This is a genomic window from Nocardiopsis suaedae, assembly GCF_027706745.1.
Classification (GTDB): domain Bacteria; phylum Actinomycetota; class Actinomycetes; order Streptosporangiales; family Streptosporangiaceae; genus Nocardiopsis_A; species Nocardiopsis_A suaedae.
The window spans coordinates 93,783-109,403 of record NZ_JAQFWP010000007.1; the positions used below are offsets into that span (position 1 = coordinate 93,783).

Annotated in this window: 9 protein-coding genes; 5 read left to right on the forward strand and 4 right to left on the reverse strand. The window is 75.5% G+C overall.

The features are described 5' to 3' along the window. Nucleotides 1-53: 53 nt before the first annotated feature. The gene (locus O4U47_RS05825) at nucleotides 54-626 is read left to right on the forward strand and encodes a CGNR zinc finger domain-containing protein (protein ID WP_270676508.1); all 573 of its coding nucleotides are present in this window, start codon (nucleotides 54-56) and stop codon (nucleotides 624-626) included. 14 nt (nucleotides 627-640) lie between these two features. Here the strand turns inward: O4U47_RS05825 and O4U47_RS05830 are convergent, their stop codons facing one another. The 4 genes from O4U47_RS05830 to O4U47_RS05845 form a co-directional block, all read right to left on the reverse strand. Beyond that, entirely contained in the window at nucleotides 641-1,066 is a 426-nt protein-coding gene (locus O4U47_RS05830) for a DUF6114 domain-containing protein (RefSeq protein WP_270676509.1), read from the reverse strand. Further along, entirely contained in the window at nucleotides 1,057-1,689 is a 633-nt protein-coding gene (locus O4U47_RS05835) for a DUF6230 family protein (RefSeq protein ID WP_270676510.1), read from the reverse strand. The genes O4U47_RS05830 and O4U47_RS05835 overlap by 10 nt, the downstream gene beginning before the upstream one ends. Before the next feature lie 84 nt (nucleotides 1,690-1,773). Then, the gene (locus O4U47_RS05840) at nucleotides 1,774-9,315 is read right to left on the reverse strand and encodes a type I polyketide synthase (protein ID WP_270676511.1); all 7,542 of its coding nucleotides are present in this window, start codon (nucleotides 9,313-9,315) and stop codon (nucleotides 1,774-1,776) included. Between the two features lie 146 nt (nucleotides 9,316-9,461). Beyond that, nucleotides 9,462-10,559 carry an SDR family oxidoreductase gene (locus O4U47_RS05845; protein ID WP_270676512.1) on the reverse strand — a complete coding sequence of 366 codons (1,098 nt, stop codon included), beginning with the start codon at nucleotides 10,557-10,559 and terminating at the stop codon, nucleotides 9,462-9,464. Between the two features lie 298 nt (nucleotides 10,560-10,857). On the opposite strand from O4U47_RS05845, the gene O4U47_RS05850 reads away from it, so the two are divergent. Genes O4U47_RS05850 through O4U47_RS05865 form a run of 4 tightly spaced genes read left to right on the forward strand, consistent with a single transcriptional unit; the run spans nucleotide 10,858 to nucleotide 15,603 of the window. Beyond that, nucleotides 10,858-11,817, forward strand: coding sequence for an MBL fold metallo-hydrolase (locus tag O4U47_RS05850; protein WP_270676513.1), 960 nt, complete (start codon nucleotides 10,858-10,860; stop codon nucleotides 11,815-11,817). 48 nt (nucleotides 11,818-11,865) lie between these two features. Beyond that, nucleotides 11,866-13,545: an FAD-dependent monooxygenase gene (locus O4U47_RS05855; RefSeq protein WP_270676514.1), complete on the forward strand. Its 1,680-nt coding sequence runs from the start codon at nucleotides 11,866-11,868 to the stop codon at nucleotides 13,543-13,545. Next, nucleotides 13,520-14,722: a homogentisate 1,2-dioxygenase gene (locus O4U47_RS05860; protein WP_270676515.1), complete on the forward strand. Its 1,203-nt coding sequence runs from the start codon at nucleotides 13,520-13,522 to the stop codon at nucleotides 14,720-14,722. Before O4U47_RS05855 ends, O4U47_RS05860 begins: the two co-directional genes overlap by 26 nt. Beyond that, nucleotides 14,719-15,603: a hypothetical protein gene (locus tag O4U47_RS05865; RefSeq protein WP_270676516.1), complete on the forward strand. Its 885-nt coding sequence runs from the start codon at nucleotides 14,719-14,721 to the stop codon at nucleotides 15,601-15,603. Before O4U47_RS05860 ends, O4U47_RS05865 begins: the two co-directional genes overlap by 4 nt. The last annotated feature ends 18 nt before the right edge of the window (nucleotides 15,604-15,621 follow it).

Here is a 15,621-nt window from a genome sequence, read left to right on the forward strand (position 1 = left end):
CGATACTGTTTTCGACAGTGACGAACGTACGGTGCGAGGGAGTGACCGGTCAAGTGGATTTCGACAGTCACATGAGCGGTGTGGTGGAGGCGGCCGTGCGCGCCGTCAACCTGCTGGTCCCCGGGGAGCAGGGCGGCCGCGCCCACGACGGGGCCGCTGGGCCCGCCGTGCTCGCCGAGGCGCTCTCGGCGGCCGGGCGCCAGTACGCCCACGAGATCCCCGCGCCGGAGGAGGTCGAGGAGATGCGCGGGCTGGTCCGGCGCATGTACCGGGTCTTCGCCGCGGTGGAGGCCGGCGACATGGACGCCGCCTGTGGGGCCGCCAACGCCCTCATGGCCGACACCAAGGCGATGCCGGTCCTGGCCCGGCACGGCGACGAGCCGTGGCACCTGCACTTCCACGCCGTCGACGCCCCCTGGGCGGTCGGCTGGTGCGCGGCCATGGCGACGGGTCTGGCCGTGGTCCTGGGAAGCTCGGCGGCGGGCCGCCTGGGCATCTGCTCGGCCGAGCGGTGCGACCGGGTGTTCGCCGACACCTCGCGCAACGGTACGCGCCGGTTCTGCTCCACCGCCTGCCAGAACAGGACCAAGGCCGCCGCCTTCCGCGCCCGCAGACGGCAGGGATGACCCCCTCCGAGGGGTCATTCCGCGCGGTCGGCGGAGCCTCCCGGGATCCAAGCCGTCAGCAGGGCGCCGCCGGTCAGGCCGAGCAGCATCCCGACGCCGAAGCCGCCGAAGTTGGAGGCGGGGAACGAGAACAGCGACAGCAGCACGGCCGTGAGGCCGAAGAACACCCGCTGCGCCGGCTGTGCCCAGCTCAGCACGCCGACCGCCACCATGAGCAGGCCCACCGCGTACCCCGACACCCCGGCCACGCCCTGCTGGAAGATGAGCGGCAGGGGGGCGAGCGGGGCCAGCGCCACCGCGGCGCCGCCCGCCGTCACCAGCAGCCCGCCCCAGAACGGGCGCGACCGGCGCCAGTGGCGGAACCGGCCCCGGCGGGTGAGCCGGCCCCGGCGGACGCGGCCCGGGGCGGCGGAGGCGGCGGATGCGGGGATCAGAAACATTCGTGGTCGCCGCGCTTCACTTCGAGTTCGAGGCCGGTCAGCGTGAAGGTCCCGGCGTTGACGGAGTACGCCCGCTGGCGCAGGCCGGTGATCTCCACGGTGCGGCCCTGCAGGGCGAAGCCCCCGGGCTCCCCGGTCCGGCCGGAGTCGTTGGCCAGGGTGGAGGCGTCCCGACCGATCTCGATGTCGCCGAACTCGGCGTCACCGGTGAGCTGGCGCATGTCCACCACCATGTGCTCGGCCCGCACCGGCCGCCCGTCCCCGCCCGCGCGGACGAGGAAGGTCGCCTGCCCGACGGGGGTGTCGATCAGCGCCGACTGGCACAGGTCGTCGAGCTCGGCGCTGTCGATGACGGTCAGGGCGACGGGGTGGGCCTCGCCGTCGGCGGTGACCGCGGTGTCGGGGTACTGGGCGAAGCCGGTGCCCTCCAGCCGGTCGGCGCGCACCTTGAAGACGTGCCCGGAGACCGCGAGCGACGCGGCCACACCCCCGCGCGCGGTCCAGAACGCCATGGCGGCGGCAGCGGCCAGGGCGGCCAGGAGGACGACGGCGAACCGCCTCCAGCCCGTCCTTCCGGGCTCGGCGGGCGGCACGCCGTCGGACGGCGGGGCGGGGGCGGACACGGGTGGTGAACCCCTTTCGGGTGACACATAAAGTCATGGGTAGATGACTTTATGTTACCAGCCGTGTCCGCCCACCCCAGGAGGTCAGGCCACGGGCGCGACCGCTCCGCTCCCGTCGGCTGCACCGGTCGTTCCGGCCCGGCCCTCCGGGGCATCCGCGGTGACCGCATCCCCGGTTTCCTCCGGCGACGCCCCGGCCTCCGGCCCCTTCGCCGCGAGCCCGAGCCTGAGCAGGATCAGCTGGCTCAGGTCGGCGATGGTCCCGCCGCTGCGCAACAGCTCCAACGGCGGGATCTCCAACCCGTACTCGTGGTTGAACGTCGCCAGCAGCTCCGTCGCCATCAGTGAGTCCATGCCGTACTCGTCCAGGCGGCGGTGGTGGTCCAGCCGGTCGGGGTCGACCTGCATGACCCCGCCCAGCAGTTTGGCCAAGTGGTCCGAGAGCGCCCGGTGCGCCTGCGCGGGGCTCAGGCCCGCCAGCCGGTCCAGGATCTGCTGTTGGAGCGAGGCGGCGTCCCCGCTCGCCGCGCCGGCCAGCGAGCTCATCCGCGGCGACAACGTGACCTTGGGCATCGACAGGCGCAGCTCGCCCATGTTGAGCCGCGCCACGCCGAACACGTCGTGGCCGCCGTGGCGCTCCAGGGCGCCGAACGCCTCGTCCGAGGTGATCGGGTCGAGCCCGAACCGGCTCAGGACGAGGGACAGCCCGTGGCGCGCGACGTATCCGGTGTCCGAGATCTGCCCCCACTGCACGGCCGTGCCCGCCTCCCCGCGCGCGCGACGGGCACGGACGAGCGCCTCCAGGTAGGCGTTGGCGGCGTTGTAGGACGCCTGCCGAATGCTCCCGAACAGGCTCGCCTCCGACGAGTAGACGCAGAACAGGTCGAGGTCCCGGCCCCGGGTGAGGTCGTCGAGCACCTGTGCCCCGCCGATCTTGGGGACCAGGGCGGTGGCGAAGCGCCCGCCGCCGAGCTCGCCGAACTCGTCGTCGTCCAGGCACATGGCCGCGTGCACCACCCCGCGCAGCTCGGACCCGTCCGCCTCGATGCCCTCCAGCACCGCCCGCATCGCCGCGGCGTCGGAGCAGTCGGCCGCGTAGGCGGTGGCCTGGGCCCCCAGCCCGGCCAGCTCCTCGACGAGGGCCTCGGCCCCCGGCGCCGACGCGCCCCTGCGCGAGACCAGGGCCAGGCGGTGGGCCCCGCGCCGGGCCAGGCGCCGCGCGGTGGCCGCGCCGAGGCCCTCCAGCCCGCCGGTGACCAGGTAGGTCCCGTCGGGCCGCGGGGCGGCGGGCGCGCCGCCGCCGTCCCGGACGTCCCCCAGAGGGTCGAGGGGGTCGAGGGTGACGACCACCTTGCCGACGTGCCGGGAGTGCTGGAGCAGGGTGAACGCCTCCCGGACCCGTGCGGCCGGGTAGGCGGTGTGCGGCAGGGGCCGGTAGTCGCCGGCGTGGATGCGCCGCGCCACCCGCTCGAACATCCGGCGGCACCGCCCGGTGTCGTTGACCAGGCCGGTCAGGTCGACCCCGAAGAAGGCGGTGTTGTCGCCCAGCGGCCGCATCGGCAGGGGGCTGTTCTCCACGAAGTCGCGCTTGCCCAGCTCCACGAAGCGCCCGAACGGGGCCAGGACCTCCAGGCTGCGCTGCAGCGCCTCGCCCGCCAGGGAGTTCAGCACCACGTCGACGCCGCGTCCGCCGGTCAGCTCCCTCACCCGGTAGGCGAAGTCCAGGCTGCGCGAGTCCAGCACGTGCCGCACCCCCAGGCGGCGCAGCAGCGAGCGCTTCGCTCCGGACCCCGCGGTGGCGATCACCTCGGCGCCGCACATGCGGGCGTACCGGAGCGCCGCGAGCCCGACGCCGCCCGCACCCCCGTGGACGAGGACCGTCTCCCCTTCGCCCAGCCGGGCCACCTCGCCCAGGGCGTGGTCGACGGTGCCGTAGACCACCGACATGGTCGCCGCCTCGGCGAAGGACACCCCCTCGGGGACCGGGCACAGCGCGTGTTCGAAGGTGAGGGCCTGCGAGGCCAGGCTGTGCGGGGCGATGGCCATGACGCGGTCTCCGGGCGCGACCGACCGCACGCCGGGCCCCACCGCACTGACCACTCCGGCGCACTCCAGGCCGAGGCCGTGCTCGGTGTGGGTGCCCTCCACCAGCTCGGCGGGGAGCAGGCCGCTCGCCCGCATGACGTCCCGGTAGTTCAGCGCGGCGGCGCGGACGTCGATCGCGACCATCCCCGGTGCCAGGGCGGACGGGACGGCCGATCCGCCGGAGCGGGTCCACTCCAGCCGGTAGCCGAGCCCGATGTCGTGCAGCGCGAGCGCGACCGGTCCGGCCTCATCGGCGGGAACGGTCGGGGCGTCCTCGACGACGCGGGGCACGAAGCGCCCGTTGCGGGTGAGGACGACCTCGTCCTCCGCCGACCGCTCGGCCAGCTCGGCGGCCAGGCGCCGGGCGTCGGCCGCGGCGTCCGGGCCGCGCTCCAGGCTGATGCGGGTGACGGACAGGTCGGGGCGCTCGTTGGACAGGGTGCGCGCCATCCCCCATACGGCGGCGTCGGCCGGCTCCTCGCACCGCTCCGGGGCGGGGTGCACCCCGCTGGGCCGGGTGACCAGGACCAGGTCCCGGTCGGCGCCGCTCTCGGGCAGCGCGGCGACCAGGCCGCGCAGCAGCGCGCCCCGGCGGTCGGCGGACCCGACCGGATCGGGGGCCCAGCCGCCGTCCCCGCCGCCCGCGCCGGAGGGGGCGGACAGCAGTACGGTGACGGTCGCCTCCGCCGCGTCGGCCCCCAGCAGGGCCCGCCAGCCCTCCTCGTCCCCGGGGGCGGCCGCCGCACGGCCCTCAGGACACATTCCCGCGAGCGATTCGGCCGTCGGCAGTTCGTCGGTGTCCTCGGCGACGACCACGTGCACCCCTCCGGGGGCCGGTGCGCCGGGCGGCGGCGCGGCGGCGGGCGCGTCCGCGCCCCGTGCCGCCAGGATCACCGAGAAGGCCTCGGCGTCTGGGCCCTCGTCGTCGCCGACCTGGACGATGCCGGTGAAACCGGCCTCGCGCAGCAGCGGCGCCCACTGCCCGCGGGAGAGGAACGCGCCGTCGGGGCGCAGACCGGTGTCGGCGGCCTCCCAGAACGATTCCAGGACGGCGAAGCCCAGCGCGGGCGCCACCGCGTCGTGCTGTTCGACCGCGAGCAGTCGCCCGTCCGGGGCCAGCAGCGACGCCACCCGGGGCAGGGCCGCGGCCATGTCCTCGGCCGTGTGCAGTGCGTTGGCGGCGACCACCAGGTCGTACCCGCCGGGTGTGAACCCCTGCTCGGCGGGGTCGGCGTTCAGGTCGAGGACCCGGTACTCGACGCCGTCGTACTCCGCCAGCTGCTTCTGGGCCGCCGCGAAGAAGTAGGGCGAGGCGTCGGTGACGGTGTACAGGGTGCGGTCCGCCGGGAGCAGGGGGAGCAGGGCCCCGGTGAGGCCGGCGGTGCCCGCGCCGATCTCCAGCACGCGCAGGGGCCGGTCCCGGGGGAGTCCGTCCAGGATTCCTCCGAGCAGGGCCTGCGCCAGGCGGTAGCAGAACAGGAACGGTGGACTGGTGGCGAAGAACTGGCGCAGGAGCTCGCCGCCCCCGGCGTCGGCGAACAGCTCCAGGGGGTCGGTCTCCCCCCGCGCCATGGGCGCCAGTTCGGCGGAGTGGCGTAGGGCCAGCATCGCGGCCGGGGTGTAGGCCGGGTGCTCGTCGAAGAGGGTGCGGAACGCGGCATCGAACCGCTCGGGAGAGGTGTGCGCCCTGAGGCGCCCCTCCTCCGTGCGGGAGAGCACTCCCCGGCTCTCCGCGGTCGGCAGGCAGAGGTCGAGGAAGCGGCGGAAGTGGCCCCGGATCCCGGCGGCCTCCAGGTCGGCGGGGGCCGCCCCGCCGTCGGCGGCCCCGGGCACCAGTTCGGTCAGCCACCGGGCCACCGCGTGGGACAGGCACGTCTTCACGTCCTCGACGAAGCGCGGGTGCCCCCACCGGGGCCAGTCCTCACGCACCTCCCTGAGGCGGTCCTCCGCGCGCGCGAGCGCCTGCGCCGGGGACGGCAGCGCTGCGTGCGCGGGGACTCCCGCCCCGCGCGGGGCGTCCGGAAGGGGCGCGGCTTCCAGCACGGTCCGCTGGACGTTCAGCCGACGCGGGCCGTGGCCGGAGAGCCTCCGCAGCCGCGCCCCCTGGATCTCCGCGCAGACCCGTCCCTCGGAGTCGGTGACGAGCATGTCCCAGCACGGCTCCTCGGCGCTCCGCGTCCGGTCGAGGACGTGCACCCAGCCTTGCGCTTCCGGGGCGCGCCAGACCCTGACCGAGGCCATCTTCACCGGGAGGAAGAGGGCGTCGTGCTCCAGGAGGCCTTCGGCCATGGGGAGCCCGGCCTGCAGGCAGGCGTCGAGGATCACCGGGGGGAGGACGAGCCGGTCCAAGGGGGAGGCGGCGCTGTAGGAGGCCAGGACCTCTCCCGGGCCGATCCGGGTCCCGGTCAGCGGCCGGAAGGCGGGGCCGTAGTTGAGGCCGATCGCCGTGAACCGCTCGTACACCTCCTCGGGACCGGAGGAGGCCGGGCACCGCCGCCGGGCCGCCTCCAGGTCCAGCGGCTCCGGGGCCCGCCCGACCAGGCGCCGCACCCGCCCGCGCGCGTGCGGCCGCGGATCGGCGCCCGGGCGGTCGGTGCTGGTGATGTCCACGGTCCCGTCGCGCAGCGACAGCGAGGTCTGTACGCGGACCTCGCCGGCCCGGGACCAGTCGATGGGCAGGGCGCGCGTGAACTCCCACCCGTCGGCCTCCACCGGGCCGCCGAGCGCCCTCTCCCCGGCGGCCAGGGCGATCTCGATGTACCCCGCGCCGGGGAAGACCACGGTCCCGCCGAGCCGGTGGTCGCCGATCCAGGGCGCCATCGCGGGCTCGACCGGCCCCTCCCAGGACGGGGCCGCGGCGGGGAGCCGCTGGCCGAGCAGGGGGTGCTCGACCGGGCCCGCGGGGACGGCGGCCCACTGGTCGCGTTCGCCCTGCCAGTGCCGCTCCCGCTGCCAGGGGTAGGCGGGAAGGTCGGCCACCCGCCCGGCCCGGGGGAAGAGCGCCCGCCGGTCCATGTCGGCCCCGGCGGCGAGGATCCCGTCGACGGCCGCCTCCATGGCGTGTGGGCCGGGCGCGCCGCGCTCCAGGGTGGCGCGGACGGCGCGGGGGCTCCGGCCGCCGTTCAGAGTGCGGCGCAGGTAGGAGCGCAGCACCGGGTGCGGCCCGACCTCGACGAACACCCCGATGCCCGCGTCGCGCAGCCGCTCGGCGGCCGGCCCGAACAGGACCGGGTCGCGCACCCCCCGCCACCAGTGCTCGGCGCCGGTGGCGGCCCCTTCGACGAGGCCGCCGGTGACCGTGGAGGCCAAGGGGATCTCAGGGGCGGACGGCGCGAGCCCTTCCAGCGCGGCCAGCAGGGGGTCGCGCGCCGCGTCCATGGCCGAGCTGTGGAAGGCGTAGTCGAGGTCGAGCATGCGGAAGAAGACGCCGCGCCGCTCCAGCTCGGCGCCCAGGTCCGCCAGGCGTGCCCCGTCGCCCGCGCTGTTGATCCCGGCGATCTCCAGCCCGGGGTGGCCGGCCAGCGCCTCTTCCGCCTGCTCGGGGGAGAGGGCGGCGGCCGCCATGCGCCCGGTGCCCGCGGTGGGCGCCTGGGCCAGGCCCCGGGCGGCGACGACGCGCGCCGCCTGGTCGAGGGTCAGGGCGCCGCACGTCCAGGCGGCCGCGACTTCGCCGACGCTGTGCCCGACGGCGGCGGAGGGCCGGACGCCCTGCGCCCGGAGCATGCGGTCCAGGCCCACCTGCACGGCGAAGAGGAGGGGCTGGGCGACCTCGGTGCGCTCCAGGCGCCACTGCTCCGGCGGCAGGGCCATCTCTTTGGCGACCGACCAGTCCAGATGGGGTGCCAGGGCGGCGTCGGCCCCATGGACGGCCTCGGTGAACACCGGGTCGTGGTGGAGGAGGTCGGCGCCCATCCCGGCCCACTGGGCGCCGTTGCCGCAGAAGACGAAGGCGACGCGGCCGTCGTCGGCGGCGGGGGAGGCGCCGGCGGTGTCGGCCGCGCGGAGCAGGCGGGCGGCCCGGCGGGGATCCTCGGCGCGCACGGCGACCCGGAGCGGGTGGGCGCCCCTGCGGACGGCGGAGGTGTAGGCGATGTCGTAGAACTCGGCCGGGTCGGCCGACTCCAGCCGTTCGGCCGTGCGCCCGGCGGCCTCGGCGAGCGCCTCGGGCGTCCGGGCGGAGACGACCACGGGAAGCGGTGCGGCGGAGTCGGCGGCGCCCTCGTGCACGGGGGCGGGCGCGGCGGGCGGCTCAGCGACGACGACGTGGGCGTTGGCGCCGCCGAACCCGAAGGAGTTCACCCCCGCGAGCGCGGGTCCGTCCTCCGGGGCGGACACGTCCAGCGGCGCCACCGCGGGGGCCAGGCCGAGCGCCGGGAAGTCGATGTCGGGGTTGAGCGGTGACGCGTGCAGCGACTCGGGGATGCGCCGGTGCCGAAGCACCAGCATGGCCTTGAACAGCCCGGCCATCCCGGAGGCGGGTTCGAGGTGGCCGAGGTTGGACTTGACCGAGCCGATGGGCAGGGGACGCGGGCGGCTCCGCGCGAGCGCGCGGCCGATCGCCGTGCACTCCGACGGGTCGCCCACGGGCGTCCCGGTGCCGTGCGCCTCCATGTAGACCAGCCGGGCGGGATCGGTCCCGGACCGGTCGTAGACGGAGCGCAGCAGTTCCTCCTGCGCCTCGGGACTGGGCAGCGCCAGCCCGGCGGTGCGGCCGTCGCTGTTGGCGCCCCAGCCGACCAGCACGGCGTGCACCCGGTCGCCGTCGGCGCGCGCGTCCTCCAGGCGCTTGAGGACCACCATTCCGCCGCCCTCGGCCCGCACGAAGCCGTCGGCGTTCGCCGAGAAGGTCGCGCACCGTCCGGCGGGGGAGAGCATGGAGGCCTGGGAGAAGGCCACGAACACGTGCGGGCTCAGGAGCAGGTTCACCCCGCCCGCGAGGGCGGTCCCGCCCTCCGCGGCCACCTGGCGGCAGGCGCGCTCCAGGGCGATCAACGAGGACGAGCAGGCCGTGTCGACGGCCATGCTGGGGCCGCGCAGGTCGAAGGCGTGGGACACCCGGTTGGCGGCGATCGAGTGGGCGCCGCCGGGCGCGGTGTAGGGCCCGATCCGCTGGTTCGACGACATCTGCAGGGCGCCGTAGGAGGAGTCGGAGATCCCGACGAACACCCCGGTGCCGGTGCCCGCCAGCCGCGAGGGGGCGATCGCGGCGTCGTCCAGGGCCTCGGCCGTCATCTCCAGCAGCAGCCGGTGCTGCGGGTCCATGGGGGCGGCCTCCCGGGGGGAGATGCCGAAGAAGTCGGCGTCGAAGGAGGCGACGTCGTCCAGGAAGGCGCCCGCGGCCGTATAGCTCTTGCCCGGCCGGGGTGCCGACTCGTCCACGAAGCGGGCGGTGTCGAACCGGTCCTCGGGGACGCGGCCCACCAGGTCGCGCCCGCCCTCCAAGGCCTGCCACAGGGCGTCGAGCCCGTCGATCCCGCCCGGCAGCCGGCACCCCGCGCCGACCACCGCGACCGCCTGTTCGGCGTATCCGGTCACGCTCACGTCTGGTTTCCTCATCACTCGGAGCTGCGACGACATACCGCGTCGTAACTGAAAGTATCGTTAGCGTCACACACGGAGATCGTGGTGGGAAAGCCGGGGGTGGCCGCATCCCCGTGCGCTTCGCGTCCGGAACCCCGGGGGTCCGCTCAGGCGGGAGCGGCCGTCGCGCCGTTCAGCAGGGCGCGCCGGAGGTAGGCGGTGTCGACCCGTCGTGAGGGCGCCAGGCGCAGCCCGAGTGAGTGCAGTACCGCGTCGCTGAAGCGCCGGGTGTGGTCCTCGTGTCCGATCAGCCCGCGGAATTTGTCCGCGACCGCCCCCGCCACATCGGCGGGGATGCTGGAGTCGCTGGGGACCACGCGGATCCCGAAGGGCTCGGCGAGCACGCCCGCCGCCTCGAACAGGCTCGTGCCCTTGCGCGTCACCACGTTGCAGGTGTGCGCCCCCGCCCCGGTCAGGCGCGGCGCGGCCGCCGCCATGGCGTGCGCCGCGTCCTCCACCGGGACCATGTGCACGATGGGGGCCACCGCGACGGGGACCTCCCGCCCGCGGAGGGAGTCGGCGAGCGCGGTGTGCACCGCCCCGAGCGTGTGCTGCAGCTGCTCCAGCATGTTCACCGGGCGTCCCGGGTAGGCGGGCCGGTCGGTCACCAGGATGCTCGGCCGGAACACGGCCGCCGACCCGCCCGTCCGTTCCGCCCAATCGCGCACCAGCTCCTCGGCGTCGTATTTGGAGCGCTCGTAGGGGGTGTGGAACCCGTAGGAGCCGTCGAAGTCGCCGTCGCCCACCAGCCCCTCGGCCCGGCGGCCCGCCACCGCCACCGTGCTCATGTGGCGCAGGACGGGGCGGCGCGCGCTGCGCTCCAGTAGGGCGAGAACGTTGCGCGTGCCCTCTACGTTGACGCTGTGCACGTGGTCGGCGTCGTCGGAGAGCGTCGTGTCGCCCGCGCTGTGCCACATCTCGTCGATACGGTCGGCCAGCTCGGCGTGCGCTTCGTCCGCCAGCCCCAGGCGCGGCCGTGTGACATCGGCGCTCACCACCTCCATCCGCCCCAGCGCGCGTGCGACCGCCTCCGCGTCGAACCCCCGGGCCTCCAGGTGCCGGTAGACGAGGCCGAGTGCGTCCTCGCGGGTGCGCCGCGAGAGCAGCACCACCTCGCCGGGGGCCTCCCCCTCGCGTCCGGCCGCGATGTGCTCCAGCAGGTGCAGTCCGAGGAAGCCCGTCGCCCCCGTGATCGCCGTGGCCATGCCCCACCCCTTCCGATCGGTCACTGAAAGTGTTGAGATGCTCGCACAGAGGAGTGGTGGGTCCGTAGCGGCGGCGCGGCCGCAACCCCCGCGCGGCATGCCCGAATCGCCGCGCGGGCGTCGGCCGTGCCGGTCGCGTCCCGGAGCCCGCCACATAAGGCGGGCCAATGATGAACCTCGGATTCTTGTGCTTTACCTATGGGTGTGACGGGTGCCACCTTGGGGCGCAGGCGTGATCCGCGCCCCACCGCCGCGACCCCGGCCGCGCAGGACGCGGCCCCGGACAGGAGGACCCGCAATGGCCAAGCCGTTCGCGTCATCGGCCGACCTGGACGACAAGGAGCAGACCCTCGAAGTCCTCGCCGACGGCGTCTACGCGCTCACCGCCGAGGGCGACCCCAACATCGGCGCGATCGAGGGCGAGGACTTCCTCGTCTGCTTCGAGGCGATGGCCACCCCCACCGCCGCCCGGGAATGGCTGGCCCGGCTGCGCGAGCACACCGACAAGCCCATCCGCTACCTGGTGCTCTCGCACTACCACGCGGTGCGCGTGCTGGGGGCCAGCGCCTTCGGCGCCGACGCCATCGTGGCCCATGAGAAGACCCGGCACCTCATCGCCGAGCGCGGCAAGGAGGACTGGGCCAGCGAGTTCGCCCGGATGCCGCGGCTGGCCAAGGACCCCGGGTCGGTCCCCGGCCTCACCTGGCCCACCGTCACCTTCGCCGACCGCATGACCATCGACCTGGGCGGCGACCGCGGCGAGCTCGTCCTGGAGCACGTCGGGCGCGGCCACACCGAGGGCGACATCGTCGCCTGGCTGCCCCGCCACCGCATCCTGTACGCGGGGGACCTGGTCGAGGCCGAGGCGGCCCTCTACACCGGCGACGCCTTCCACCGCGAATGGGCGGGCGCGACCCTCGACCGCGTCGCCGCCTACGGCGCCGACATGCTCATCGGCGGGCGCGGCCCGGTCACCCGGGGCCGCGCGGCCGTCGGCGCCGCCGTCGAGCAGACCCGCGCCTTCCTCACCACCATGCTGGAGCGGGTCGGCGCCGTGCACGACCGCGGCGGAACCCTCAAGGAGGCCTTCGAGGCCGCCCACGCCGCCCTGGCCCCCGACTACGGCCACTGGCCCATCTTCGAGCACTGCCTGCCCTTCGACGTCTCCCGCCTGTGGGACGAGCTCTCCGGGATCGAGCGGCCGGTCGTCTGGACCGCCGAGCGGGACCGCGAGGTCTGGGCCCAGCTGCAGGACTGACATCCAGCAGGACCGACATCCAGAGGAGCAATCGGAGGGCAGCCCCCCATGCCGAACCGACACCACCCCCCGTGCGCGGGCGCGCCCGTGCTCGTCCTGGGCGCCGGACCCGTCGGGCAGACCGCCGCGCTCCTGCTGGCCCACTGGGGCCTGGAGGCGGTCCTGCTCGACCGGCGCCCCGAACGCGACCCGGTCGGCTCCAAGGCCATCGTCCAGCAGCGCGACGTGCTGGACATCTGGGAGACCGCGGGCGCCGGAGCCGTCGCCGACGAGGGCCTGACCTGGGACACCGCCCGCACCTTCTACCGGAGCGACGAACTGTTCGCGGTGCGCCTGCGCGACCGCGGCGCCAGCCCGCTGCCGCCCTTCGTCAACATCTCCCAGGCCCGCACCGAGGAGATCCTCGACGGCGCCCTGGAGCGCGCGGGCGTCCCGGTGCGCTGGGGCCACGAGGTCACCGCCGTCGAGCAGGACGCGGAGGGGGTCACCGCCGTGTGCGCGACCCCCGAGGGCACGGTGCGGCTGCGCGGCTCCTACGCCGTTGCCTGCACCGGCGCCCATGGGAGCGCGGTGCGCCGCGCCCTCGGCGCCGACCTGCGCGGCAGCAGCTTCGAGGACCGCTTCCTCATCTGCGACATCCGCGCCGACCTGCCCGGCTGGGAGCGCGAGCGCCGCTTCTACTTCGACCCCGAGTGGAACCCCGGCCGCCAGGTGCTCATCCACCCCTGCCCCGGCTCGGTGTACCGGATCGACTGGCAGGTGCCGCCCGACTTCGACCTGGAGGGCGAGGAGGCCGGCGGCGGGCTGGACCGGCGGGTGCGGCAGATCATCGGCGACCGCCCCTACGAGGTGGTGTGGCGCTCGGTCTACCGGTTCCACACCCGCGTGGCCGACCGCATGCGCGCCGGCCGGGTGCTGCTCGCCGGGGACAGCGCCCACCTGGTGGCCCCCTTCGGTGCCCGCGGGCTCAACTCCGGAGTGCAGGACGCCGAGAACGCCGCCTGGAAGATCGCCTTCGCCCTGCGCGGCTGGGGGGACGGGGAGGCGCTCCTGGACAGCTACGCCGCCGAGCGCGGCGCCGCCGCCCGGGAGAACGCCGACGTCACCTCCGCCACCATGCGGTTCCTCGTCCCGCCGGGCCCCGCGGAGGCGGCGTACCGCGAGAGCGTCCTGCGGCGCGCCCTCACCGACCCCCACGCGCGCGAGGAGGTCGACTCCGGCCGCCTGGCCGAGCCCTTCTGGTACACCGGCTCGCCCCTCACCACCCCCCACCCCGAGCGCGTCTTCGGCGGCCGCCCGCCCCGGGGGAGCGCGCCCGACCCCTGCCCGGGGGTGCTCGTGCCCGACGCGCCGGTCACCGTGCCCGGCCGCCCCGACCTCGAGCGGCTGCGCCCACTGGCGCGCGAAGGCCTCACCTTCCTGCTCGGCGGCGCCGCCGACCCCGGGGCCGTCCTCGCCGCCGCCCGGGCCGCCGCGCCCGCCCCCGCGGCGGCCTACCGCATCACCGACATCGACACCGAAGGCGCCCTGGAGCGCGCCCTGGAGCCGCGCTCGGGCGAGGCCTGGCTGCTGCGGCCCGACGCCCACATCGCGGCCGTGGCAGACGCCTCCGACCCCGCGGCGATCGCCGCCGCCGTCCGCACCGCCCTGGGCGGACGCGGCGCAACGGCCGCCCCCCACGCACCCAGAGAGGAGACCACCGATGGCGTACTACCGGCGAGCGGGTGAGGTCCCGCGCACACGGCACACGCGGCACCCCAACCCCGACGGCGGCCTGTACTACGAGGAGCTGATGGGGGAGGAGGGCTTCTCCTCCGACTCCTCGCTCCTCTACCACCGGCACATCCCGTCGGCCATCGTCGACGCCCGGGTGTGGGAGGTGCCCGACCTGACGCGCACCTCCAACGCCCCGCTGGCCCCGCGCCACCTGAAACTGCACGGCCTCTTCGGCGACGAGTGGAAGAACACCGACACCGTCACCGGCCGCAGGCTCGTCCTGGGCAACGACGACGTGCGCATCTCCTATGTGGCCGCCGGAGCGCCCTCTGAGCTGTACCGCAACTCCATCGGCGACGAGTGCGTGTACGTGGAGTCCGGGGGCGCCACCGTGCAGACCGTCTTCGGGGAGCTCCACGCCGCCCAAGGCGACTACATCGTCATCCCCCGGGGCACCACGCACCGCTGGCTTCCCGAGGGCGGGGAGCCGCTGCGCGCCTACGCCATCGAGGCCAACAGCCACATCGCGCCGCCCAAGCGCTACCTGTCGCGCTACGGCCAGTTCCTTGAGCACGCGCCCTACTGCGAGCGCGACCTGCGCGGCCCCGAGGAGCCGCTGCTCCTCGAAGGCACCGACGTGGACGTGCTCATCAAGCACCGCGGGAACGGGCCCGGCGGCATCGCGGGGACCCGCTACACCTACCCGCACCACCCCTTCGACGTCGTCGGCTGGGACGGCTGCCTGTACCCCTACGCCTTCAACGTCGCCGACTTCCAGCCCATCACCGGCCGCGTCCACCAGCCGCCGCCCGTCCACCAGGTCTTCGAGGGCAACAACTTCGTGGTGTGCAACTTCGTGCCGCGCAAGGTCGACTACCACCCCGAGTCGATCCCGGTGCCCTACTACCACTCCAACGTCGACTCCGATGAGGTCATGTTCTACTGCGGCGGCGACTACGAGGCCCGCAAGGGCTCGGGCATCGGCCAGGGGTCGGTGTCGCTGCACCCCGGCGGCCACTCGCACGGCCCCCAGCCCGGCGCCTATGAGCGCAGCGTCGGCGTGCAGGCCTTCGACGAGCTGGCGGTCATGGTCGACACCTTCCGCCCGCTGGACCTGGGCGAGGGCGGCACCGCCGCCGAGGACCCCTCCTACGCCTGGACGTGGGCGGGCCGGGGGCAGCGGGGATGAGCGCGCCCCCGCTGTTCACCCGCATGCTCGACGACGCCGCCCTGTTCCCGCCCGGCAACGCCCCCATGGAGCGCGCGGTGCCGCGCCACCGCGCGCTCCGGCAGGGGCCCACCGCCGACTACGTCGGCCCGTTCATCGTGGCCGACGCCTGGCTCGCAGACCTGGAGTCCGTGCTCGCCGAGGAGACGGCGGGCGGGGCCGGGCCCGCGGGGGCGCTGGAGGCCGCCGTCACCGTACCGGGGGGTGCGGCGGCCGTCGGGCCCGCCCTGCAGCGCGCGCGGCGGATGCCGCGGGTGCGCGTCGTGGGGGCCGAGGCGGCCGGCGGCGACTCCGCGGAGGACGTCCGCAGGACCGCCCGCGCCCTCACCGACCACCTGCCCGACGGGGCGCACGGACACGTCGAGGTGCCGCGCCGGGCCGACCCCGCCCCGGCGATGGCGGCCCTGGCCGGGGCCGGGCACCGCGCCAAGTTCCGCACCGGCGGCACCACCGCCGACGCCTTCCCCTCCGAAGCCGAGCTGGCCGCCCGCATCGCCGCCGCCGTCGACGCGGGGGTGCCCTTCAAATGCACGGCCGGGCTGCACAACGCCGTCCGCCACACCGGCGCCGCAACCGGGTTCGAGCACCACGGCTTCCTCAACGTGCTGCTGGCCGCGGACGCGCTGCTGCGCGGCGCGCGCGCCGCCGAGGCCGAGGGAGTGCTCGGCGAGCGCGACGGGAAGACCCTCGCCCAGGAGGCGCGCACGGTGCTGGGCGATGAACGGCGCTCCCGCGCGGTGCGCGCCGCCTTCACCGGGTTCGGCACCTGCAGCGTGGACGAGCCCTTGGAGGACCTGGAGGCGCTGGGGCTGCCGCCCGGCGCCCCCGCCGACGGCGCCTGACCCCGGCCGCCCGAACCG